The following is a 22,629-nucleotide window of genomic DNA, read 5'->3' on the forward strand; positions in this document are numbered from 1 at the left end:
TACTTTAACTTTATTTATGCACTTTCTTTTGGCGTATCTTTTGAGCCATCAATAACAGTTCCATCTTCAAGTACTAAAGATGGCTTCACACCGTCAGTTACTGTCTCTGGTGTAATAATACATTTTTCAATATCATCACGTGAAGGTAGTTCATACATCACATCTAACATTAGATTTTCGATAATAGAACGAAGCCCACGTGCTCCAGTTTTTCTTTCGATCGCCTTTTTCGAAATCTCAATTAACGCTTCATCAGTGAACTCTAATTCCACGTCATCAAGTTCTAAAAGTTTTTGATATTGCTTAACGATAGCATTTTTCGGCTTCGTTAAGATTTCTACTAATGCTTCCTCGTCTAATTGTTCAAGGCTTGCAATTACAGGAATACGACCGATGAATTCAGGAATTAGTCCGAAGCGAAGTAAATCTTCTGGAAGTGCTTTTGATAAGTACTCACCAGGTTTTAACTCTGCTTTTTTAGATTCTCCAGCACCGAAACCAATTACCTTTTTACCTAAGCGACGCTTGATGATTTGTTCAATACCATCAAATGCTCCACCACAGATGAAAAGAATATTAGTCGTATCAATTTGAATGAATTCTTGATGCGGATGCTTACGACCACCTTGAGGAGGCACGCTAGCTGTTGTTCCTTCAAGAATTTTTAAAAGTGCTTGTTGCACTCCCTCACCTGAAACATCTCTAGTAATAGAAGGATTTTCAGACTTTCTTGCTACTTTATCAATCTCATCAATGTATATAATACCTTTTTCCGCTTTTTCAACGTCATAATCAGCCGCTTGAATTAGCTTTAATAAAATATTTTCAACATCTTCACCAACATATCCAGCTTCAGTTAGTGATGTAGCATCAGCAATAGCAAACGGTACATTTAAAATACGAGCTAGTGTTTGAGCTAGTAATGTTTTCCCGCTTCCTGTTGGTCCGATCATCATAATATTACTTTTAGAAAGTTCAACTTCATCAATTTTATAATTTGAGTTTATTCGTTTGTAATGGTTATAAACTGCTACTGCTAAGCTCTTCTTAGCACCATCTTGACCGATTACATATTCGTTAAGTATCTCACGAATTTCTTTCGGTTTAGGAATTTCTTTCATTTCTACTTCTTCTTCTGTACCTAATTCTTCCTCAACAATCTCGGTACATAATTCGATGCACTCATCGCAAATATATACCCCAGGTCCAGCTACAAGTTTTCTAACTTGATCTTGTGTTTTGCCACAGAAAGAACATTTTAATTGCCCTTTCTCATCATTAAATTTGAACATTGAATCACCCCTTATCGTTGTAGAGATTAGAGTTAAGCAGTATGTATTACCAAATCTTTTTGAAGCAGAGTTTTATGTATCGTATTGTTTAGTATTTTATCACAAGTGTTATAAAATACTCCAATAATATACTTGCCGTTATCGATATGTATATGCAAGATGGTGAACATTAGTAACTAATTCCATAGGCTTTTTTAATAGTAATAAATTTCCAATTTATAAAAGAAGGCACGAATCAAATCGCGCCCTCTCTTTTTATTACTCTATTATTTATGCTTTAGCTTTGCTGTTTTCAACTAGTAGGTCAACTGCTTTACGGACTTTTAAGTCACCAACTAATAGGTCAGTTCCACCTTGAGCAGCTAATGCTTGCTTTAAGTTATCAATTTCAGTTTGGTACATTTCAGCCATTTTTTCTAGTTCTGTATTTACTTCTTCTTCAGAAACTTCGATATTTTCAGCTGCAGCGATTGCTTCAAGCGTTAAGTTTGTGCGAACGCGCTTTCCAGCATCGTCTTTCATTTGCGTACGAAGTGCATCTTCATCTTGACCAGAGAATTGGAAGTACATTTCTTTGTTCATTCCTTGCATTTGTAAGCGTTGTTCAAACTCTTGCATCATACGATCGATTTCAGTGTTAACCATTGCTTCTGGAATATCCACTTCAGCATTTTCTGAAGCTTGCTCAACTAAAGAGCTACGCAAGTGGTTTTCTGCTTCCGTTTTCTTCGCATCTTCTAATTGCTTACGAGTTTCAGCTTTAAGCTCTTCTAAAGTTTCAACGTTTTCGTTTACATCTTTAGCAAACTCGTCATCAAGCTCTGGAAGTTGCTTAGTTTTAATTTCATGTAGTTTTACTTTGAATGTTGCCGGCTTACCAGCAAGGTTTTCAGCATGGTACTCTTCAGGGAATGATACTTCAACATCCTTCTCTGCACCAGCTTCTAATCCTACTAATTGCTCTTCAAAGCCTGGGATGAATGAACCAGATCCGATTTCAAGTGAATAGTTCTCACCTTTTCCACCTTCAAATGCTTCTCCATCAACAAATCCTTCAAAATCGATAACAGCAGTATCACCGTTTTCAACTGCACCAGTTTCTTTTACAACTAGCTCTGCTTGCTTTTCTTGAAGTTTTGTAATTTCCGCGTTTACTTCTTCATCTGTTACAGTAGTCTCTAATTTTTCAACTTCAAGACCTTTGTAATCTCCTAATTTAAGTTCAGGCTTTACAGTTACTGTAGCTTTGAAGATTAGGTTTTTCCCTTTTTCCATTTGCTCTACATCTACGTCTGGGCGATCAACAGGAACGATTCCTGCTTCGTCAATTGCATTCCCGTAAGCTTCTGGTAGAAGAATATCTAATGCATCTTGGTATAATGATTCTACACCGAAACGCTTTTCGAATAATGGACGAGGTACTTTACCTTTACGGAAACCTGGTACATTTACTTTTTGTGATACTTTTTTAAACGCTTGATCTAAAGCAACATCAACTTTCGCTGCGTCTACTTCGATCGTAAGAACTCCTTGGTTCCCTTCTAACTTTTCCCATTTTACTGCCATTTATACTTTCCCTCCAACATAGGTTTTAATATGTAAATGAATATTCATTTTTACAACCATCTCATTATAACACACATCAATTTCGTTTCAAATATGACGTATTAATTGCTTGAAAACTATTATTAAAACTTCATTCCTTTTATAGCGTATTTTTCCATATCTAGAATTTTATCGCAATAAATAGTGATAGATTTACGCTCTACACCATATGCTTTCGCTATTTGCTCCATATCAGTTTGAAACCCATTTAATTCGTTTGCTGCAGCGTGAAGAGCTGCGGCCCATGTTTTCGCGTCTTTTCCACTTGGCACAAATGGATAAATTACTAACAAGTAATGCCACCATAGCTGTGTCGTTTGCTCAAACAACGTCGGATTTTTTTGTTCAATTGTATTTTTCAAATGCGTAATAACGTGGTGTGGGAATGCCATTTGAAAAACATCTTGCAAGTCTTTTAAATTAACTTCTAGTGATTTTCCTAGTTTTTCAACTAAAACTGTATCTTCGCATCCTTTGCTATGAAGCATTTGTAATACAAAGCTTTTCAAAACTGGATCGTTCTCTTTTTTTTCAACGAAATCTTTGAAAACTTCAATGACTTCCTCATCATCTAGGTGATTTAATTGTTGAATGATGGACCATTGTAATTCCGTATTTTTTTCATTATTTAACTTCTCAAGTAAACTGCTTTCAATTCCTGAGGATGGATTACTTTTACGTTCATTCCCTTCAGAAATCATTTTTTTGGCAATAGATAATAGTTGATCAAACGATTCGGAATACGTTCCAGGGACATTATTTTCACTATAAATAGCCTCAATTGTATCAGTTATCTCTTGATATTCTTCAAGCTGCATGAGTATTGAAAGGTAAATGTTTAATATATCAAAGTAATCACCAATACCGAGAAATAATATCTCTTTACATCTTTTTTTCGCTTCCACTAATTGACCGAGTTCAATGCAGCAAACAACTGATCCGACGAGTGCATCTGCTTGTTTTTCGTCTAGCTCAATTAATTGGTCAAACAAAGCTAATGCATCTTTATACTTTTGTTTCATCATCATATCTGTACCTTTTTCTAACAAAACTTTGTTTAAATTAGGGTACTGCACGACATTGTTGTTTTTACTTTCTTTATCCATTGCGCTCCCCACATTCCCCTTCAATTTGTGTCTAAAGTGTATCAATTCAAAGGAAGAAATTCAAGGGGACCAATCGACACAATCAACCAATATACAGCTAAATTGTAGTTATACAGCTCCCATTATTTTAGGGGATATTTCTAAATTCGGATGCGAAACGAACTCTTTTCAAAAAGATCGAGTTTAGCCTTAAATACTCCTAAATCGCCTTTTGTCTTTGTGTGATGATCAAACATACTCTTTCACCTTCCAATAAAAGTTTCACATTATGCTTTTACCCATTATTAAAAATTAACAAACATCTATAAATATTATAAATACAGGCTTGTTTGCTGACTTATGTGTTTTATTAGTGTTAAAAGTAAAAACTAGATATACTATAGGTAGAAAGTTTATTGGAGGGATAGATACATGTTAATTGAAATGTGGACAGATTTTGCTTGACCATTTTGCTATATTGGCAAAAAGCGTCTGGAGGACGCTCTTCAAAAAGTAAATCAACCAGTTGAAGTTGTATTTCGCAGCTTTGAGTTAGATCCTACAATGGAAAAAGAAGTGAATATGTCTATTCACGAAAAGCTAGCGCAAAAGTATGGGATGAGTATCGAACAGGCAAAAATGAACGCTCGTAATGTTGAACAAATGGCTCAAACAGTCGGGCTCGAGTTCCGTTTTGATAAAATGATTTTAACGAATACATTTGATGCACATCGCTTAGCAATGTTTGCAAAAGAACATGGCAAGATGCATGAAATGACGGAAAGGCTTTTGAAAGCATACTATACAGAAGGAAAGCACATCGGTGATCACGCAACACTCGTTGAACTTGCACAAGAAGTTGGTTTTGACAGTGAAGAAGTTACTACACTGTTAGCCGGTGATGACATGAGTAATCTTGTTCGCTCTGATGAAAAAGAAGCTGCCGAGTTAGGCATTACAAGTATTCCGTTTTTCCTTATTAACCGTAAATATGCAATTACAGGCGCTCAGTCTGAGGAAGCATTTATCGAAGCAATTGAACAAATAACTACTCAAGATGGCCCATTTACAAATATTAAAGACGGAGTTCTATGCGATGAAAATGGTTGCGAAATTCCGAAAAAATAACATAAAAAAACAGTTGAGTTCCGAAAAGAATTCAATTGTTTTTTTTTTGCTTTTTCAAACTTAAGTGAAATTAGTATTCTGCTCAAATAAAAAAACCTCCTACATCAAAAGATATAAGAGGTTGAGATTATTATGTAATGGCGTCCCAGGAGAGATTCGAACTCCCGACCAACGCCTTAGAAGGGCGTTGCTCTATCCAGCTGAGCTACTGGGACAAAATATATTAATAATATCTGCTACTAATAGCAGCGACATTTATTAATATATATTATTTTATTAGTGATGTCAATAAACTTTGCAAGAAAATTTTTAAAAAGTTTTAGACCATTCTTTCATGACATTTCCCTGTAAATCATAGTAAGTGACCTCTTCAGACCTATCATCATGCAACGTGTAAATTGCATACGTTCCTGTCGTTACAAGGCGTGGATTTTTTAGACTGCCAGGATTTATAAACAGTTTATCATTACTTCGTTCAGAAGTGAAGACATGAGAATGACCAAAACAGACGATATCCGCTCCTACCTCTTCGCTTCGATACATCAGGTTCATTAAAGAATGCTTAACGTTGTAATAATGACCATGTGTAATGTAAAACACTTTGCCATTAATCTCTTGAATGATTTCTTCTGGAAAAGGAGCTATGTCACAATTTCCTTGAACAGTTAAAACTCCTTCTAGTTCTTTTGCGTCAACTGGCAATTCGGAATCACCACAATGGATTATTGCATCCACTTCATTTTTATGACGCTCTATTACTTGCAATAACTGATCTTTCCACCCATGCGTGTCACTAATAATTAGTACGTTCATCACTATCACCCAATTACTTCATCAATATTAGTCATTAATTGTTTTATTGCATTGGCGCGATGGCTAATGCGGTTCTTTTCTTCACTAAGTAACTGTGCCATCGTTTTTTTATATTCAGGCAAGTAAAAAATAGGATCATACCCAAAACCATTTGTCCCTGTTTTCCCATTAGCTATTAGACCTTCACAAGTTCCACGGTATGTGAAAGGATTTTGCCCTGGGATGACAACAGCAATCACACAAACGAAACGTGCAGTTCTATCTGACTCTTCCACACCTTTAAGATTTTCCAATACTTTTTCCATATTGGCATCATCGTTCTTTGCTCCACCAGCATATCTCGCAGAATAAACTCCTGGTTCACCATCCAGGGCATCGATTTCAAGACCTGAATCATCTGCGATAACAGGTTTTTGGTAGTAATCTGCTAAAGCTGCTGCTTTAATGATTGCATTTTCTTCAAAAGTACTCCCTGTTTCTTCTATTTCATCAGGAAAAGATAAATCTAATAACGATTGAACTTCAATTCCTTTTTCGGCAAATAGTTCTTTAAATTCTTTTATTTTTCCTTTGTTTTCAGTTGCAATAATTACCGTTTTCATTTTCTTACATCACTACTTTCTTATATTTCTCCAAGCACTTCTTTTTGTTTTGCAATCAACTGTTCAATTCCTATCTCAGCAATATCTAAAAGTTCATTTAATTGCTCTCTTGAAAAAGTTGCCTCTTCTCCCGTACCTTGCAGTTCAATAAATTGACCTGATCCAGTCATAACGACATTCATATCCACTTCAGCACTAGAATCTTCGATATAATTTAAATCTAAAATAACACCCTCATTTTTATCTATTCCTACAGATGTTGCAGCTAAAAAGTCTTTTATAGGTAACTTTTGAATTTTCTTTTGCTCAACGATTTTTCGTAAAGCTAGCACTAATGCCACAAAAGCACCTGTAATGGAGGCAGTTCTTGTTCCACCATCAGCTTGAATTACATCGCAATCAATCCAAATGGTACGTTCGCCTAATTGTTCTAAATCAATAACTGATCGAAGCGCACGACCAATAAGGCGTTGGATTTCCATCGTTCTACCTGATACTTTCCCTTTGCTTGATTCACGTATATTTCGTTGCTCTGTCGCTCGAGGCAACATTGCATATTCGGCTGTTATCCACCCTTTACCTTGCCCTCGCATAAATGGAGGGACACGTTCTTCTACTGTGGCATTACAAATTACTTTCGTTTCTCCTACCGAAATAAGCACGGAACCTTCTGGATGTTTAATATATTCTGTTTCAATATGTATAGGGCGTAATTCATCATTTTTTCGATTATCAGCTCTCATAATAATCCTCCTCGACTTCCTGTTAGAAGTATATTTTATATCCATTTATGTAGTATGACCTTTGCACATTAAAAAAAGGCGGCAAGTTTTGCCAGCCTTCATTATACCAAAGTATGTTATTAAAATTAAAGGAAACTAGCAGATTACCATAAAGAAAGGGCTCTAATTGAGCCCTTTTCCTTAATACTTCACTTTATTTACATTTATAGGTCTTGAAACTGGTTCAGCTAACATCTCACCCGTTGCCATCATAATTTCTGTATTTCCGTTGACCATGACAGCTACTTGTTCTACACCTTTAAGTTCAGTTAATGATAGAACTAAAGATTGAAGGACATATTCAGAAATTGCCGTTCCTTCGTTATCTCCTAGTACTGATTCGTTAAAGTTTAATGTCAAAGTACCATTTTCATAAATTGGATTTGAAAGTAACGTTACATCATGTTTTAAGTCTGTAAATAAAGGAGAATAGTACATTGGTCCTGAAATTAACTCTTCAACAGTAGCGACAATATCATTCTTATTTAAATCTACTCGTCTTGTAACAGGGACGTAGTAATATTCATCATTTGCTTGCCCTAAGAAATATAAGGTAATAGACTTACTGTTTACAATATCCACACCATTTCCATACTCAAAGTTAATTCCGTCTGCACGGCTCATTGCTCCGTTAATCGGTGTACCGTTCACAGGCATAACTTCTTGGTTTTCACCATTAATTTGCAACTTCACATTTTCAATTGTTTCAAACTGCGTTAATGTCCAAGTGATAGCTTGCAAAATTTTCATTTCTTGTTCTGGTGAGTAGTTTGTAAACTCTGCAGAAAAATCTACAGTAGCTGTACCATCTACAACATTTATGCCGTTAATTTCTGTTCCAGCAGGAAGTACTGCTTCAAATCCATTAGGAAGCATATTTGTGACTGGACCATCTTTCACTAAGTATTCTAGTGATTGTTTTGCTACTTCTAAACTTTTAGGAACTTGTAATGTTTGCGGAACTACATATCCATTTTTATCGAATAGATACAACTCTCTCCACGTCATTTCTATATTTTCATCAACGCTATCATTTGTTCCAGTCAGTGAATCATCTTGGTCTACATAATCGACTTGAGGTGGATCAATTTGCTGAGCATTTTCATTCATATCACCAAATCCACAAGCACCTAGTAAAAATACAGATATTACTAACATTAAAAAAGCTGATAATTTATTAGCGTGTATCATAAAACTTCCCCCCTGATGGTTTGTCTAATAATATATACGAGCCTTTTCAAAAAAATAGACCAAGTTGTTTCGAAAAAGTTTTCAAAATAAAAAAACATGACCATCCTTTACGGATCATCATGTTTTTCCTTTGAATATTAATATGAAGATTCTTGAAGTAATACAGAGTTCACATGGTTAATCGATGTTTCGAGCCAGTTTTCAGCAATCAGTTTAAAAAGTTCTGTCGATCCAGAAGAATAAAACTGGTGCTTTGGAATCCTGTTTCCTGTATAAAGGAGCTCGCTATGGTAAAGAATCGTACTTACTTCCATTGCAGTTTCTTCACCAGAACTGATGATTTGGACAGTTGGTGGCAATACTTTTTCAATCATTGGCTTTAATAACGGGTAATGGGTACATCCTAAAATCACAGTATCAATATCTGTTTGTAATATAGATTCTAAAGCGCGACGAACTTCCGCTTCCGTTTCGCTACCTGTTAACTTACCTGCTTCGACTAAAGGGACAAAAGACGGACAAGCTAAACTTCTTACTTTGACATTAGAATTTATACTTTTAATCGCCTGTTCATAAGCGCCACTTTTAATTGTGCCTTCTGTACCAATAACACCAATTGATTCATTTTCAGTTACTTTCAACGCCGCACGTGCGCCAGGGTGAATTACTCCAATTACAGGAATAGATAATTTTTCTTGTATGTCTGGTAACGCCGCTGCCGTTGCAGTGTTACAAGCAATTACAAGCATTTTTATATTCTTTTTCAAAAGAACATTGACTAGCTCCCAAGTGAATTGCAATACTTCTTCTGTTTTACGAGGTCCGTATGGGCATCTAGCAGAATCACCTAAATATACAATTTCTTCTTTCGGTAACTGTCTCATAATTTCTTTAGCTACTGTTAATCCTCCAACACCTGAATCGATTACGCCGATAGGACTATTCAAATTCATCCCTCTTTTTCTAAGCTGTTCTAATCTTCTTGCATATGTTGATGCAATTGATGCATCGATTTTTGAAGTGCTTCTACTTCTTCTTTTGAGAAACCTTCTAATTTATCACTTAAGTATTGTTGTCTTTTTTTAATTACTTCACTTATGATGTCATTTCCTTTTGGTAATAAGTGTATTTGCACAACACGGCGGTCCTTTTCATCTCTCACTCGCGTTACTAATTCATTTTTTTCCATTCGATCAATAAGATCGGTTGTTGTGCTGCAAGCTAAGAACATTTTACTAGAAAGTTCCCCAATCGTTAGGTCTCCATGTTCTAATAGCCATTGCAAAGCAATGAATTGTGGTGGAGTAATTTCATAATCGGCTAACATTTCGCGCCCTTTTTGTTTAATTATTCCTGCTATCATTCGTAGCGACTTTTCGATTTCTGCTACATTATTTTGATCTATTTCTTTCGCTTGATTCACCGGAGTCCATCCTCTCAAAATAATACTCTTATCTTTATTTTGTCTAAAGATGTCTAAAACATCAAGCATTATTTATAAAGAAACCGGCTTTCTCTAAGAAAGCCGGATATTTATAGTTCTAATTCTCCTAAACGCAATAACTCGACAACTGCTTGTGAGCGCCCCTTCACTCCTAGCTTTTGCATTGCATTTGAGATATGGTTTCGAACTGTTTTTTCACTTATGAATAGCTCTTGAGCTATATCTTTTGTTGTTTTATCTTGAACGAGTAGGTCAAAGACCTCTTTCTCTCTTTTCGTTAATAATGGTTTCGGGCGATAATCATTCCCTTTCAAACTCATAATCCCTCCTTGCTAGGGCTGAGAACTGTTTAATTGGGCAGGGAATATATTTAGTCAAGGTATACTATGTAGTAGGCATTCATAATGTGCTTTATTTAAGCGTATTTAGGCGCTTAATTAAAGCAGCGTCCAATTGATGTGGACGTCCGGTCTTCTTATTTATTTGAACAATAGCTCCACGACCTACAAAGCAAATTTCCCTTTGCTCATTTTTAGCCATGTAGTGGATTTCAAATGATGTATTACCTATAGTATTAATTTTTGTATATAATGTGATAGTTTCTTTGAAAAAAACTTGTTTAATAAAATCACATTGAATATCAGCGACGACAGGAAGTAATTGAGAGTTAGCATCAATTTCATAATCGATCGCAGTTAACATTGCTACTCGCGCATCTTCAAAATACGTAAATGGAACAGTATTATTAAGGTGGCCAAATGCATCAGTTTCTGAAAATCGGACAGTAAAAGTAATCGAAAAGTTAAAAGATTGCTCCCACTCGCTAAAATTATCAATATATGCTATTTTTCGCATCTTCATTTTCCCCTCCATATATGTAAAGCGCCTCATCATAGGATGAGACGCTTTTTGTATTAATTATCGCTTCCGAAGAAGTTTTTAAACGACTGGATTGTAGTATCGCGGTTTAAAGCTGCGATTGAAGTTGTTAATGGAATTCCTTTTGGACAAGACTGAACGCAGTTTTGTGAGTTACCACAGTTTGCAAGTCCTCCATCAGTCATGATTGCCTCAAGGCGTTCCTCTTTATTCATTTCTCCAGTTGGATGTGCATTAAATAAACGAACTTGAGATAAAGGAGCAGGTCCAATAAAATCAGACTTACTATTTACGTTAGGACATGCTTCTAAACAAACACCACAAGTCATACATTTTGATAATTCATATGCCCATTGGCGTTTCTTTTCTGGCATTCTTGGTCCAGGACCTAAATCATAAGTTCCATCGATTGGAATCCATGCTTTTACTTTCTTTAATGAATCGAACATACGATTACGATCGATCATTAAGTCACGAATAACAGGGAATGTTCTCATTGGCTCAAGGTGAATCGGTTGCTCAAGTTTGTCAACAAGCGCTGTACATGATTGACGAGGCTTACCGTTGATTACCATTGAACAAGCACCACATACTTCTTCCAAACAGTTCATATCCCATTGAATTGGACTTGTCTTTTCCCCTTTACTATTAACAGGGTTACGACGAATTTCCATAAGCGCCGAAATGATATTCATATTCGGACGGTAAGGAATTTTAAATTCCTCAACATAAGGTGCAGATTCAGGACTCTCTTGACGTGTTACTTTAATGTGTACTGTCTTATTTTCACTCACTGTTTACTCCCCCTTCTTATTTTTTCTTTGTATAGTCACGTTTACGAGGTTTAATCAGTGAAGTGTCAACATCCTCATAACTAAATTCAGGACCTTTTTCAGCGTTATATGTTGCAATAGTAGTTTTTAACCATTCTTCATCATTACGGTCAGGGAATTCTGGTTTGTAATGTGCTCCACGGCTTTCATTTCGGTTGTAAGCACCTAATGTAATTACGCGTGCTAATTCAAGCATATTCCATAATTGACGTGTAAATGACGCCGCTTGGTTACTCCATGCAGCTGTATCATTAATGTTTATGTTTTGGTAACGTTCCATTAATTCTTGGATCTTCTTATCTGTTTCAAGAAGCTTATCGTTATGACGTACAACAGTAACGTTATCTGTCATCCACTCACCAAGTTCTTTATGGATTACGTATGCATTTTCATTGCCATCCATGCTCATAATACGGTCGTATTTTTCTTGCTCTTTCTTCACGTGAGCTTCAGCAATAGCAACTGGCATATCTTCGACAGTCTTTTCTAAACCACCGATATATTCAACTGCTTTAGGACCAGCAACCATTCCACCATAAATTGCAGATAATAAAGAGTTAGCACCTAAACGGTTTGCACCGTGATATTGGTACTCACACTCACCAGCAGCAAATAAACCAGGAATGTTTGTCATTTGATCGTAATCTACCCACATACCACCCATTGAGTAGTGAACTGCAGGGAAGATTTTCATTGGAACTTTACGAGGATCATCACCCATGAATTTTTCATAGATTTCGATAATACCACCAAGTTTAACATCTAATTCTTTTGGATCTTTATGTGATAAGTCTAAGAACACCATGTTTTCGCCGTTAACACCAAGTTTTTGGTTAACACAAACGTCGAAAATTTCACGTGTTGCAATATCACGAGGTACTAAGTTTCCGTATGCAGGATATTTCTCCTCAAGGAAGTACCAAGGCTTACCATCTTTATATGTCCAAACTCGTCCACCTTCACCACGAGCAGATTCACTCATAAGACGAAGTTTATCGTCTCCAGGAATTGCTGTTGGGTGAATTTGAATGAATTCTCCGTTCGCGTATTTAACACCTTGTTGGTAAAGTGCACTTGCAGCTGTACCAGTATTAATTACTGAGTTCGTAGATTTTCCGAATACGATTCCAGGACCACCTGTTGCCATAATTACAGCATCAGCAGTAAAGTGATGGATTTCCATCGTTTTTAAGTCTTGTGCTACAATTCCGCGACATACACCTTCGTCGTCAACGATTGCAGACAAGAACTCCCATCCTTCATATTTTGAAACAAGACCAGCTACTTCGTGGCGACGTACTTGCTCGTCTAGTGCATAAAGTAACTGTTGACCAGTTGTTGCACCAGCGAAAGCTGTACGGTGATGCTGCGTGCCTCCGAAACGTCTGAAGTCTAATAATCCTTCAGCTGTACGGTTGAACATTACACCCATACGGTCCATTAAATGGATAATTCCAGGGGCTGCATCTGCCATCGCTTTTACTGGAGGTTGGTTTGCTAAGAAGTCTCCGCCGTACACACTATCATCAAAGTGTTCCCAAGGTGAATCTCCTTCACCTTTCGTATTAACAGCACCGTTAATTCCACCTTGTGCGCATACGGAGTGAGAGCGTTTTACTGGTACAATGGAAAATAATTCAACATGTACGCCAGCTTCTGCAGCTTTAATTGTAGCCATAAGTCCAGCTAAGCCACCACCAACGACAATAATTTTGCGATTGCTCATGTTTTGCTCACTCCTCTATATCTATCTTTCGTCTAAATTAAATAAAAGCTAAAATCGAACGAATTCCGATTACTGTTAATGCAACAAACGCCCCTAATGTTACGTAAGTTACAATCTTTTGTGAACGCGGTGATACTGCAATTCCCCAACTTACTGCAAATGACCATAGACCATTAGCAAAGTGGAATGTCGCAGCTACAACACCAACAATATAGAAAATTACCATAGGCGTACTACTTAAAATAGCTGCCATCATGTTATAGTCTACTGGTGTATCATAAAGTGCATATGCTAGTCTAGTTTCCCATACATGCCATGCAATAAAGATTACTAAAATAACTCCAGTAATACGTTGCCATACGAACATCCAGTTACGGAAGAAGCCATAGTTCGTTACATTGTTTTTTGCTTGGAACGCAATATAGATTCCATAGATTGCATGATAAAGTAATGGAATAAAAATTAGGAAAATTTCTAAAAAGTAGCGGAATGGTAAATTCTCCATAAAATGGGCTGCTTCGTTAAATGCTTCTGGCCCACGCGTTGCAAAGTGATTAATAACTAAATGTTGTGTAAGGAATAAACCTACTGGAAATACACCTAAAAGAGAGTGTAATTTTCGGTTAATAAATGATTTGTTTCCTGCCATCGTTTTGCCCCCCTTTGATCGTTTAGCGTTCATTTTTTTAATTAAGTTAATTGTATAACAATATCCATTTTATTTCGAGTGGAATCGCTACCAATCGACACATTTCTAGCAATTTAATCTATTGATAGAAATTATTTACCATGTTCATTTTACTCTCATCAGGAAATGTCGTCAAGGAAGGTTCCTAAGTTAACTAAAATAGTATTTATCTTGTATAATACTTTTATAGAGAAAAAAAAAGGAGCAATTATGTAAATGGGAAAAATATTGGAAACAAATGATATACAAGTCCCTACTTTTGGTTATGAATTGTTACGAGATGAAGTTATTCCAGAAATACTTGGGAGAGACTGCGCTCAAATAATGTATTGGACTGGTCGGGCTATGGGGAGAAAGTACCCTTGTAAAACGTTAGAAGAAATAATTGCATTCTTTGAAAAAGCAGGCTGGGGCTCTCTGCAATTAACGAAAGAGAAAAAGGAAGAGATGATTTTTGAAGTAACTTCACCAATCATTGCTTCACGGTTAACATCAAATAAAGATGCGCTTTTTGGATTAGAAGCAGGCTTTCTTGCAGAAAGTGTCCAAGCAATAAAGAAGTATGCTACAGAAACACATGAAAAAGTAAACGTAAAGAAAGGCATAGTTACTTTTACAGCACGTTGGGATATCAAAGAAGAAATCTAGAGAACAAAAGCCAAGTGAAGGATTAGGGGGAAATTGCTATGAACATAAAATTATTAAAAACGAAAGAAGATGCAATGAAGTATGAGGAGATACGTAAAGAATCATTGCAACAAAATCCAGAAGCTTTTGGAGCGACATACCGAGAACATATTAGCCGCCCTAATCCTGCCGAACGTATTTATGGTCGCTTTCAAGAGGAAGGAAACTACACATACGGGATGTTTAATGAAAACGATGAGCTTGTAGGAGTGTGTACATTATTAAGACAAAGTAACATTAAGGAAAATCATAAAGCACATATTTTTGCTATGTACGTTACTCCTTCCGCACGGAAAGCATCAATTGGAAAGTTATTATTACAAGAAGCTATTGCGAAAGCGAAAGAGATTGGTATTGTAAAAATTATGTTAAGTGTTGTCACTAGCAATGTCCCAGCCATTAAACTATATGAGTCGTTAGGGTTTCAATCATATGGCATTGAGGTAAAAGCCTTAAAAGATGAAAATAACCAATATTGGGATGAAAACCATATGGTATTGTTTTTATAAGAAAAGCGAGGCGAACGATCAGCGACGTATAAGCTGGAGCACTTTGTTTGAGATAAAGGAAACATCGAAAAGGAAAGGCGACTGATCATCAACGATGGAACTGGAATGCTACGAATGAGATAAAGGAAACACAAAGAGAAGTTCGAGTTGATGTTGACTTATCGTAAGTGAGTAGCATGAAGTTCACAAGTTGATAGGAGCCTTTTCTAGACATCACTTCACTGATTGATGTTGACTTTTCGTAAATAAAAAGTGTGAAGATTACTAGTCGCTGTGAGCCGCAGCTGGACAATAGAAAAGCTGAAGCAATCGGTTAACGGCGTAAAAACTGGAGGACTTCGAATGAGATAAAGGAGACACGAAGGGCTAAGACCTTCGATGTCGACTTATCGCATATGAGGAGTGTGAAGTTTTCTAGACGTTGATTGCTGAAGCTGGATCAAAAAAGAAAAGCGAGGCGAACGATTTTTTTAGTTGATTGGAGTCGACGGCACGAGACTCCTGCGGGAAAAGCAACAGCTGAAGACCCCACAGGAGATACTTTTCCGAGGGGGCTGAAGCGTTGCCCTATAACGGAAATCAAGAAAGCATTTTCTTCTTTCTAAGAAAGCTGAGGTCGCGCGTTGGGAAAGCGTAGTATTTTAACGGAGCTTTCTTATAAAAAATTAAAAATCCGAGTTCGTCCAGATAACATGTCTGAATGAACTCGGATTCTTTTTGTTTCTGTCCTAGCACTTTTTACTAGCTTTCCGTTTTCACTACCTCTGCTAATTGGAAAACGTCATGAAGTTTATGAACGGCTTTTTCCATATCCTCACGATCAATCACTGTTGAAACTTTGATTTCCGAAGTTGTAACCATTTTAACAAATATCCCTTCACTTGCTAGTTCGCGGAACATTTGAGCTGCTACACCGTGGTTCGAAATCATCCCACTCCCGACGATAGAAACTTTTGCTAAGTCCGTTTCAGACGTAATTGTTGTAAAGCCGAGTTCTTCCTGATATTGCTTTAATATATTTATAGCATGGTTAACTTCATTGGCATGAGTTGAAAATGAAAGATTTGTTGTGTCTTGATCATTTACGTTTTGAATAATAATATCAACGTTAATGCCGTTATTTGCTAATACAGTAAACACGTTCCCTAATGCATTTTTTTCGTTCGGTAATTGGTGAATAGTAATTTTTGAAACTTCCTCTTCAAAAGCTATTCCTCTAACTATTAAATTACGTTCCATTTCCACACCCTCCATTACAATTGTCCCTGCTTCACTTTTAAAACTTGAGCGAACTTCTAAAGTTATATTATAGTTTTTGGCGAACTCTACAGCTCTAGGATGTAAAACACCTGCACCTAAATTTGCTAGTTCTAACATTTCATCGTAAGAAATTGCCGGTAGTTTTCTAGCTCCGCCAACAATGCGAGGATCTGTTGTAAATACTCCTGTAACATCGGTAAATATATCACATTTTTCTGCTTTTAACGCCGCCGCTAAGGCAACAGCTGAAGTATCTGATCCACCGCGCCCAAGTGTTACAATTTCATCATTAACTGTTACTCCTTGAAATCCTGCTACGATAACTATTTTTCCTTTTTCTAAGTTTTCAGTAATTCTTTTTGTATCAATGGAAGTAATGCGTGCATTACCGAATTGTTCTTCCGCTTTTATTCCCGCTTGCCAACCAGTTAGTGAAACCGCCTCGACACCAATATTTGCTAGAGCAATAGACAGCAATGATATCGTCACTTGCTCTCCAGTTGTCACCAACATATCTAAATCACGCTTTTGCGGCTCTTCACAAATTTCATTTGCAAGGCTTACTAATTGATTCGTCGTCTTCCCCATTGCAGAAACGACTACGACCACTTGGTTCCCATTTTCTACAGTTTCTTTTAAAAGATTTGCTACATGTTTTATGCGTTCAACAGATCCTACAGACGTTCCGCCAAACTTTTGAACTATTAATGACATGTGAAGTACTTCCTTTCAAGTAAAATAAAAAAAGTGCAATAACAAGCAGAGGCTTATTATTGCACAGTTTAATATTAGCAAGCGATACAAACTGTGAAAATAGCGCTCCATCTAGCTACTGGCTAAATGGCAGTTTTACACTTCTTCAATGTAAAACCAGAAAATAAAATTAGGGTTTTTATTTTCTTCGGCAAATTCCCCTTTTAGCTAATGTCTTAGGAAACCCTTAATTTCCTCGGTTAGCTTACTAATGGTTTTTGCACCTCTACTGTCACAAAACGTATGAAATTACTTGAAATTATATCAGAGTGCTTTTAAAAGAACAATTACTTTTTTAGAAATTGCACAATATTTTCTGAAACATTTTTAGGTATACCGATATTAGCTATTTCTTCGGCACTTGCTTCTTTTAGTTTTTTTATGGAACCAAAGTGTTTCATAAGTAATTTCTTTCTATTTGCTCCAATACCAGGAATATCATCTAGGGATGATTTTAACATTCCTTTCCCTCTAATTTGTCGATGGAAAGTTATCGCAAACCTATGCACTTCATCTTGAATTCGCTGCAACAAGTAAAACTCTTGGCTTTTTCGAGACAATTCCACAGGGAGCGGTGGATCGCCTATTAACAGCTGTGAAGATCTGTGTTTTTCATCTTTCACTAATCCACCGATAGGAATATCTAATCCCAATTCATTTTCTAACACATCTTTAGCTGCACTCATTTGGCCTTTACCCCCATCAACAATAATTAAATCTGGGAGTGGTAAGCCTTCTTTTAAAACGCGAGAGTATCTTCTGCGAATTACTTCACGCATGGTATTATAATCATCTGGTCCTATTACTGTTTTAATTTTATATTTGCGATAATCCTTTTTATTTGGTTTTCCATCAATAAAAACTATCATTGCCGAAACAGGGTCCGTTCCTTGAATATTTGAATTATCAAACGCTTCAATGCGATGTGGTGTTTCAATATTTAATGCTTTTCCTAAGTTATCAATCGCGATAATTGTTCTTTCTTCATTTCGTTCGATTAAGGAAAATTTTTCAGATAATGCGGCTTTTGCATTCTGCGCTGCTAAATCAACAAGCTGTTTTTTCTTTCCTCTTGAAGGTTGCAGCACTTTCATAGTTAGTAGTTGTTCTAGTAGTTGGGCATCAACATCCGTTGGAACGATGATTTCTTTTGGTTTTATGTTTCCTTTTTCGTAAAATTGACCGACAAAAGTTAAGAAGTCCTCAGTTGGTTCGTTATAAAATGGAAATAGGGAAACATCTCGTTCAATTAACTTCCCTTGGCGAATGTAAAACACTTGGACACACATCCAACCTTTATCGACGGAATAGCCAAACACGTCACGATCTCTTAAATCTGTTAATGACATTTTTTGCTTTTCCATTAATTTGTCGATGTGAATAATTTGATCACGATATTCTTTCGCCTTTTCAAATTCCATCGTTTCTGCAGCCTTTTCCATTTTTGCTTGTAGTTCTTTTTTAATGTCTTGGTGGCCACCATTTAAGAAACGAGTAATTTCTTCAATGATTCGTTTATTTTCATCTACTGAAACATCTTTGACACACGGTGCTAAACATTGACCTAAGTGATAGTAAAGGCAAACTTTATCAGGAAGTGTCGTACACTTTCTAAGTGGATAAAGCCTGTCTAAGAGTTTTTTCGTTTCCGAAGCTGCACCAGCATTTGGATAGGGACCAAAGTACTTCCCTTTATCTTTCTTTACTTTTCTCGTTATGATTAAGCGCGGATGCTTTTCTCCTGTTAATTTAATGTACGGATAAGTTTTATCATCTTTTAACATGATGTTATATTTCGGATCATACTTTTTTATTAAATTTATTTCTAAAATAAGTGCTTCGATATCAGAAGATGTAATAATATATTCAAAATCAACAATTTCACTAACTAAGCGTTGTGTTTTCCCATCATGTGATCCGGTAAAATAAGATCGAACACGATTTTTGAGCACTTTTGCTTTTCCTACGTAGATGATTGTTCCTTGTTTATCTTTCATTAAATAACAGCCAGGTTTATCTGGGAGAACTGCTAGCTTTTCTTTAAGTTCTGTCAATTGATCATCTCCCCTCATGCCATTCATATAATTCAATTTTATAATAAACTGGGTCAATAAACGAACTAGAAGAAAATTCTGCTACTTTTGTAATGTATTTCTCCACTTCAATTCCTTGTTTTTTAAAGCCTTCAACCACTTTATTCGTAACATATATTTTTCCACTTTTATGTTCATATTTCTTTTGTAAGAAAAATTGATACGTTAATACACGATCGTGAGTAAAAGGAACATTTAAATAGTGCAATACTCTTGTTTCTTCCCACGTAAAAAGCAGGTCTTTCTCTGTTAAAATCTTACTTGTTGCTAGCTGATATTCAGAGGGATGTTCATTTTTTTGCAATTCCATTACATCAAAGCTTTTATAAACTTGACCGCAAGTTAGTAACAACAATAGTAAAGCTGCAACTATCTTCATTTTACCTTTCGTTAATCGCAATAGTTGCATACTAGTTACTAACGTGAAAATTCCTAGAAGCGGAGAAATATGTCTTGGCTTTTCAATATTTTGCGCAAAAAGTGCCCAGATAAAATATGAAATAAATGTTGCAAGTAAAAGCTTATTTGTCGTTAGCATCGAACTCTTTTTTTCTTTGATTGTATAGAAAATAAATAACCCAAATAGAACGCTATATAATACCGCTAAGATTATGGACCTTACAGCTAATCCATTCCAAAAGAAGTTGCCTAGTGTCAGTTGAAAAATTCGCTGAAAAATGCCGATATCATTAGCAACAGCTGTCCCGCCCCACTCTTGAAAATGGCCTTGTGTAAATGCTAGGGAAAGTTCAATAAAGGGAACAATTCCCCCTTCACTATAGGCTAGCGCGAGAACCCATACCAATTGACATAGTAGGGCAAACACTAAATGGAGAATAATTCGAATTGCTTGTCTCGTTTCCTTCCATTCCTTAAACCAAATAAATAGTAAAGCTATTCCAAAAGGAAGATACGATAAACGAATTCCTAGTAGTAAGCTAAATAATAATGCTGGTAAAAGACGGACAAAAATAGATTTGCTTTTTAAACTAATGGAAACTGACCATAAAAACCACCACAGAACACCAATTGCTGCTGCTTCACTCATCGCTTGTCCACTTAGTAGTGCAATGTAGCTTAATGTTTGTACAACTAAAACTACTAATGCAAGACGCAAACCTTGGACATAGTTTCTTACTAATAAAATAATAGGTAAAGAAGCACTAATTATTAGTAGTTGATTAAAAGTTATTAATGCGGACGCAGGGTCGTCCAAGAAGACATTAATAAACATGCCTCCGAGTATAAAGTAAGGATAGCCTGGAAAATGTGGTTGCATTTTTAATAAATCAAATTGTTCAACACCTAACACAAAATCAACAGCATCCCAACTGCTTACAAAAGGTGACTGGAAGAAAAAGATGAAAAAAGAATAAACTAATAATATGCCATAAAGTATGATTGTTACTGCTTGCTTAGATTTACCTTGCCAATTTTCCATTCTATTCACCCTCTGTTTCTATCGTAAAAAAACTCGCTCACTAATGTGAGCGAGCATTTCTGCAAATGTTCGTTATGCCGATGTTTTGATTTGTGTTTTTTCCGTTCTAATTTTCCAGAAGCGATATTTAAAATTTGGCTTACTAATAATTGACATCCATCCTAAAACCGTGATGAAGTATAACCAGTAGCCAATTAATTGTTCAAATGAAGGGTTATGCGAGTAACCGAACATTGCTGCCATAAACAAGCCAATTTGACCGTTTATTAATACATCTTCGCCTGTGTCACGCTTGTAGTGATATTCATCGACATAATGCTCTGGCATAATATGAATAATGTTATACATTTCTGCTGGCTTGCCATCAGCTGTTTCTACAACAGAGCCGACTATACGTAAGTCTTGTAAAACACCAATACCTTGTACTAGTAATCCCGCAGCAATGAACATAATTAACACACTCGTTACACTAAAAAAGGCTTTCAAGGAAATTTTCATCGTACCAGTAAAGAACAAATATCCGATCATTAATGACAAAATCAATCCACTTAATGCACCATAGTTTGTAATTGCTTTTTGAATATCTCCGCCACTAATTGCCATGAAGAAAAAGACCGTTTCGATACCTTCGCGCATTACAACTAAGTAAGTGTGAATGATTAAGGCAGAAATACTTCCAGCGGTTAACGCTGCGTTAACTTTCTTTTGCATGTTACCTTGCACATCTTTTGATTCTTTTTTCATCCAAGAGACCATGTGTGTTAAAAGAAATACTGAAGCAAACAAAATTGCGACTTTTAAATAAATTTCTGAGCCAAAAGAAGCAAAGCCGGTAAACACGACTTGGAATAGCATTGCCACTCCTACGCTTGTTAATAATGCAAGCACAACTCCAGCATACACCCATTTATGATACTTTTTCGCATTAAGTCTCGTTAAGTAAGATAAAATGAGACCTACTATTAAGACTGCTTCTAACCCTTCCCTTAAAGCTATTAAAAATGCTTGAAATTCCATGGTGTCTTTCCCCCTTGAATGTGCTAGTTTGTTCTAGCGCTTGCGTTTGACAATAATTAAGATAAGAAATGAAATAACTAAAACGATTGTAAACCATAGCCAGAACGTATTGTTCCCTTCTCCAAGATCCTCTCCATACATATCTTCATCGATGAAATGTTCATCGTCTTCTGTTTCAATCGGAAAAAGTGGCTTCAATTGTTTAACTATGTACTGTGTTTGTTGTTGGAATTCATTAATATCACTTTCTTTACTACCTACTCCGAATAACCCTGGATTTCCAAGTGACTCAAGTGCAATATCAAATGCATTGTATATATCGGAAATGAATTGCTCATCTTCTTTTTTCGCCACTTCTGGTCGTAATATATCAAATGTTCCGCGAGCTTTTGCTAAAAGTAGTTTTGCTCTCCCGTAATCCTCAAAATCTTCTGTAGCAAAGAAAAGTCTACGTTCCAAACTTAATCGCATTGCAGCTTGATAGCTTTCTAATAAAAGTTGTTTATTTTTCGTTTCAATAGCTTTTTCAATTGATGGCTTTGTTGCTGAGAAATATAAATCAAAATCTTTTTCATACGTATTGATAATTACTTTTACTTCATCCCATTTGTCATTTTCAAGATGCATTTTCAAGTTAATATATGCCTTTGCGAAAGGTTCTTCGCCTGGGTCTCCATATGAATATGCATATGCTTGAGAATGAGAAGTTAGAATGAGAATGATTATCATTATTGAAGATAGTAAGTGTTTCATAATTTTCTCTCCCTCTCCTATTGATAATGATAATGATTATCAATGGAA

22 protein-coding genes, 1 tRNA gene and 1 riboswitch are annotated in these 22,629 nt (G+C 36.1%); of the genes, 3 read left to right on the top strand and 20 right to left on the bottom strand.

Annotated features, from left to right (window positions below):
* Window positions 1-14: 14 nt before the first annotated feature.
* The 3 genes from clpX to CIB95_RS05915 form a co-directional block, all read right to left on the bottom strand.
* A complete protein-coding gene (gene clpX, locus CIB95_RS05905) occupies window positions 15-1,292 on the bottom strand; it encodes an ATP-dependent protease ATP-binding subunit ClpX (protein WP_094923149.1) in 1,278 nt (425 codons plus the stop codon).
* 270 nt (window positions 1,293-1,562) lie between these two features.
* Window positions 1,563-2,858, bottom strand: a complete 1,296-nt coding sequence (gene tig / locus CIB95_RS05910) for a trigger factor (RefSeq protein ID WP_094923152.1) — start codon at window positions 2,856-2,858, stop codon at window positions 1,563-1,565.
* A gap of 122 nt (window positions 2,859-2,980) precedes the next feature.
* The gene (locus tag CIB95_RS05915; protein WP_094923155.1) at window positions 2,981-4,003 is read right to left on the bottom strand and encodes a tetratricopeptide repeat protein; all 1,023 of its coding nucleotides are present in this window, start codon (window positions 4,001-4,003) and stop codon (window positions 2,981-2,983) included.
* A 456-nt stretch (window positions 4,004-4,459) separates the two neighbouring features.
* On the opposite strand from CIB95_RS05915, the gene CIB95_RS05920 reads away from it, so the two are divergent.
* Window positions 4,460-5,110 carry a DsbA family oxidoreductase gene (locus tag CIB95_RS05920; RefSeq protein ID WP_094923157.1) on the top strand — a complete coding sequence of 217 codons (651 nt, stop codon included), beginning with the start codon at window positions 4,460-4,462 and terminating at the stop codon, window positions 5,108-5,110.
* 138 nt (window positions 5,111-5,248) lie between these two features.
* Here the strand turns inward: CIB95_RS05920 and CIB95_RS05925 are convergent.
* The 12 genes from CIB95_RS05925 to CIB95_RS05980 form a co-directional block, all read right to left on the bottom strand.
* A tRNA-Arg gene (locus CIB95_RS05925) sits at window positions 5,249-5,325 on the bottom strand.
* A gap of 94 nt (window positions 5,326-5,419) precedes the next feature.
* A complete protein-coding gene (locus tag CIB95_RS05930; protein ID WP_094923159.1) occupies window positions 5,420-5,923 on the bottom strand; it encodes a metallophosphoesterase family protein in 504 nt (167 codons plus the stop codon).
* Window positions 5,924-5,928: 5 nt separating this feature from the next.
* Window positions 5,929-6,525 carry an XTP/dITP diphosphatase gene (locus tag CIB95_RS05935; protein ID WP_094923160.1) on the bottom strand — a complete coding sequence of 199 codons (597 nt, stop codon included), beginning with the start codon at window positions 6,523-6,525 and terminating at the stop codon, window positions 5,929-5,931.
* A 20-nt stretch (window positions 6,526-6,545) separates the two neighbouring features.
* Window positions 6,546-7,268 carry a ribonuclease PH gene (rph, locus tag CIB95_RS05940; protein WP_094923161.1) on the bottom strand — a complete coding sequence of 241 codons (723 nt, stop codon included), beginning with the start codon at window positions 7,266-7,268 and terminating at the stop codon, window positions 6,546-6,548.
* A 180-nt stretch (window positions 7,269-7,448) separates the two neighbouring features.
* Window positions 7,449-8,498 (bottom strand): GerMN domain-containing protein, encoded by a 1,050-nt coding sequence (locus CIB95_RS05945; RefSeq protein ID WP_094923164.1) that lies wholly within the window; start codon window positions 8,496-8,498, stop codon window positions 7,449-7,451.
* Between the two features lie 137 nt (window positions 8,499-8,635).
* Window positions 8,636-9,445: a glutamate racemase gene (gene racE / locus CIB95_RS05950; RefSeq protein WP_094923167.1), complete on the bottom strand. Its 810-nt coding sequence runs from the start codon at window positions 9,443-9,445 to the stop codon at window positions 8,636-8,638.
* 26 nt (window positions 9,446-9,471) lie between these two features.
* On the bottom strand, window positions 9,472-9,861 hold the full coding sequence (locus CIB95_RS05955; RefSeq protein ID WP_233143934.1) for a MarR family winged helix-turn-helix transcriptional regulator: 390 nt from the start codon (window positions 9,859-9,861) through the stop codon (window positions 9,472-9,474).
* Between the two features lie 170 nt (window positions 9,862-10,031).
* Window positions 10,032-10,262 carry a helix-turn-helix domain-containing protein gene (locus CIB95_RS05960; protein ID WP_408607191.1) on the bottom strand — a complete coding sequence of 77 codons (231 nt, stop codon included), beginning with the start codon at window positions 10,260-10,262 and terminating at the stop codon, window positions 10,032-10,034.
* Between the two features lie 91 nt (window positions 10,263-10,353).
* Window positions 10,354-10,803: an acyl-CoA thioesterase gene (locus CIB95_RS05965; protein ID WP_233143924.1), complete on the bottom strand. Its 450-nt coding sequence runs from the start codon at window positions 10,801-10,803 to the stop codon at window positions 10,354-10,356.
* A gap of 53 nt (window positions 10,804-10,856) precedes the next feature.
* A complete protein-coding gene (gene sdhB / locus CIB95_RS05970) occupies window positions 10,857-11,615 on the bottom strand; it encodes a succinate dehydrogenase iron-sulfur subunit (protein ID WP_094923173.1) in 759 nt (252 codons plus the stop codon).
* Between the two features lie 16 nt (window positions 11,616-11,631).
* Window positions 11,632-13,380 (bottom strand): succinate dehydrogenase flavoprotein subunit, encoded by a 1,749-nt coding sequence (sdhA, locus tag CIB95_RS05975; RefSeq protein ID WP_094923176.1) that lies wholly within the window; start codon window positions 13,378-13,380, stop codon window positions 11,632-11,634.
* 37 nt (window positions 13,381-13,417) lie between these two features.
* Window positions 13,418-14,029, bottom strand: coding sequence for a succinate dehydrogenase cytochrome b558 subunit (locus CIB95_RS05980; protein WP_094923179.1), 612 nt, complete (start codon window positions 14,027-14,029; stop codon window positions 13,418-13,420).
* 255 nt (window positions 14,030-14,284) lie between these two features.
* Between CIB95_RS05980 and CIB95_RS05985 the strand changes: the two genes are divergently transcribed.
* Complete coding sequence (locus CIB95_RS05985; protein WP_094923182.1) at window positions 14,285-14,716, top strand: YslB family protein; 432 nt, start codon at window positions 14,285-14,287, stop codon at window positions 14,714-14,716.
* Window positions 14,717-14,754: 38 nt separating this feature from the next.
* Window positions 14,755-15,264 carry a GNAT family N-acetyltransferase gene (locus CIB95_RS05990; protein WP_094923185.1) on the top strand — a complete coding sequence of 170 codons (510 nt, stop codon included), beginning with the start codon at window positions 14,755-14,757 and terminating at the stop codon, window positions 15,262-15,264.
* A 741-nt stretch (window positions 15,265-16,005) separates the two neighbouring features.
* On the opposite strand, the gene CIB95_RS06000 is transcribed toward CIB95_RS05990, so the two are convergent.
* The 5 genes from CIB95_RS06000 to CIB95_RS06020 form a co-directional block, all read right to left on the bottom strand.
* Complete coding sequence (locus tag CIB95_RS06000; RefSeq protein ID WP_094923190.1) at window positions 16,006-17,238, bottom strand: aspartate kinase; 1,233 nt, start codon at window positions 17,236-17,238, stop codon at window positions 16,006-16,008.
* Between the two features lie 92 nt (window positions 17,239-17,330).
* Window positions 17,331-17,514: riboswitch (Lysine riboswitch) on the bottom strand.
* A 50-nt stretch (window positions 17,515-17,564) separates the two neighbouring features.
* Window positions 17,565-19,349: an excinuclease ABC subunit UvrC gene (gene uvrC / locus CIB95_RS06005; RefSeq protein WP_094923193.1), complete on the bottom strand. Its 1,785-nt coding sequence runs from the start codon at window positions 19,347-19,349 to the stop codon at window positions 17,565-17,567.
* Window positions 19,336-20,811 carry a hypothetical protein gene (locus CIB95_RS06010; protein WP_094923196.1) on the bottom strand — a complete coding sequence of 492 codons (1,476 nt, stop codon included), beginning with the start codon at window positions 20,809-20,811 and terminating at the stop codon, window positions 19,336-19,338. Before CIB95_RS06010 ends, uvrC begins: the two co-directional genes overlap by 14 nt.
* Before the next feature lie 72 nt (window positions 20,812-20,883).
* Window positions 20,884-21,828 carry an FTR1 family iron permease gene (locus CIB95_RS06015; RefSeq protein WP_094923199.1) on the bottom strand — a complete coding sequence of 315 codons (945 nt, stop codon included), beginning with the start codon at window positions 21,826-21,828 and terminating at the stop codon, window positions 20,884-20,886.
* 33 nt (window positions 21,829-21,861) lie between these two features.
* The gene (locus CIB95_RS06020) at window positions 21,862-22,581 is read right to left on the bottom strand and encodes a hypothetical protein (RefSeq protein WP_094923202.1); all 720 of its coding nucleotides are present in this window, start codon (window positions 22,579-22,581) and stop codon (window positions 21,862-21,864) included.
* Between the last annotated feature and the right edge of the window lie 48 nt (window positions 22,582-22,629).

The organism is Lottiidibacillus patelloidae, from assembly GCF_002262935.1.
Classification (GTDB): domain Bacteria; phylum Bacillota; class Bacilli; order Bacillales; family SA5d-4; genus Lottiidibacillus; species Lottiidibacillus patelloidae.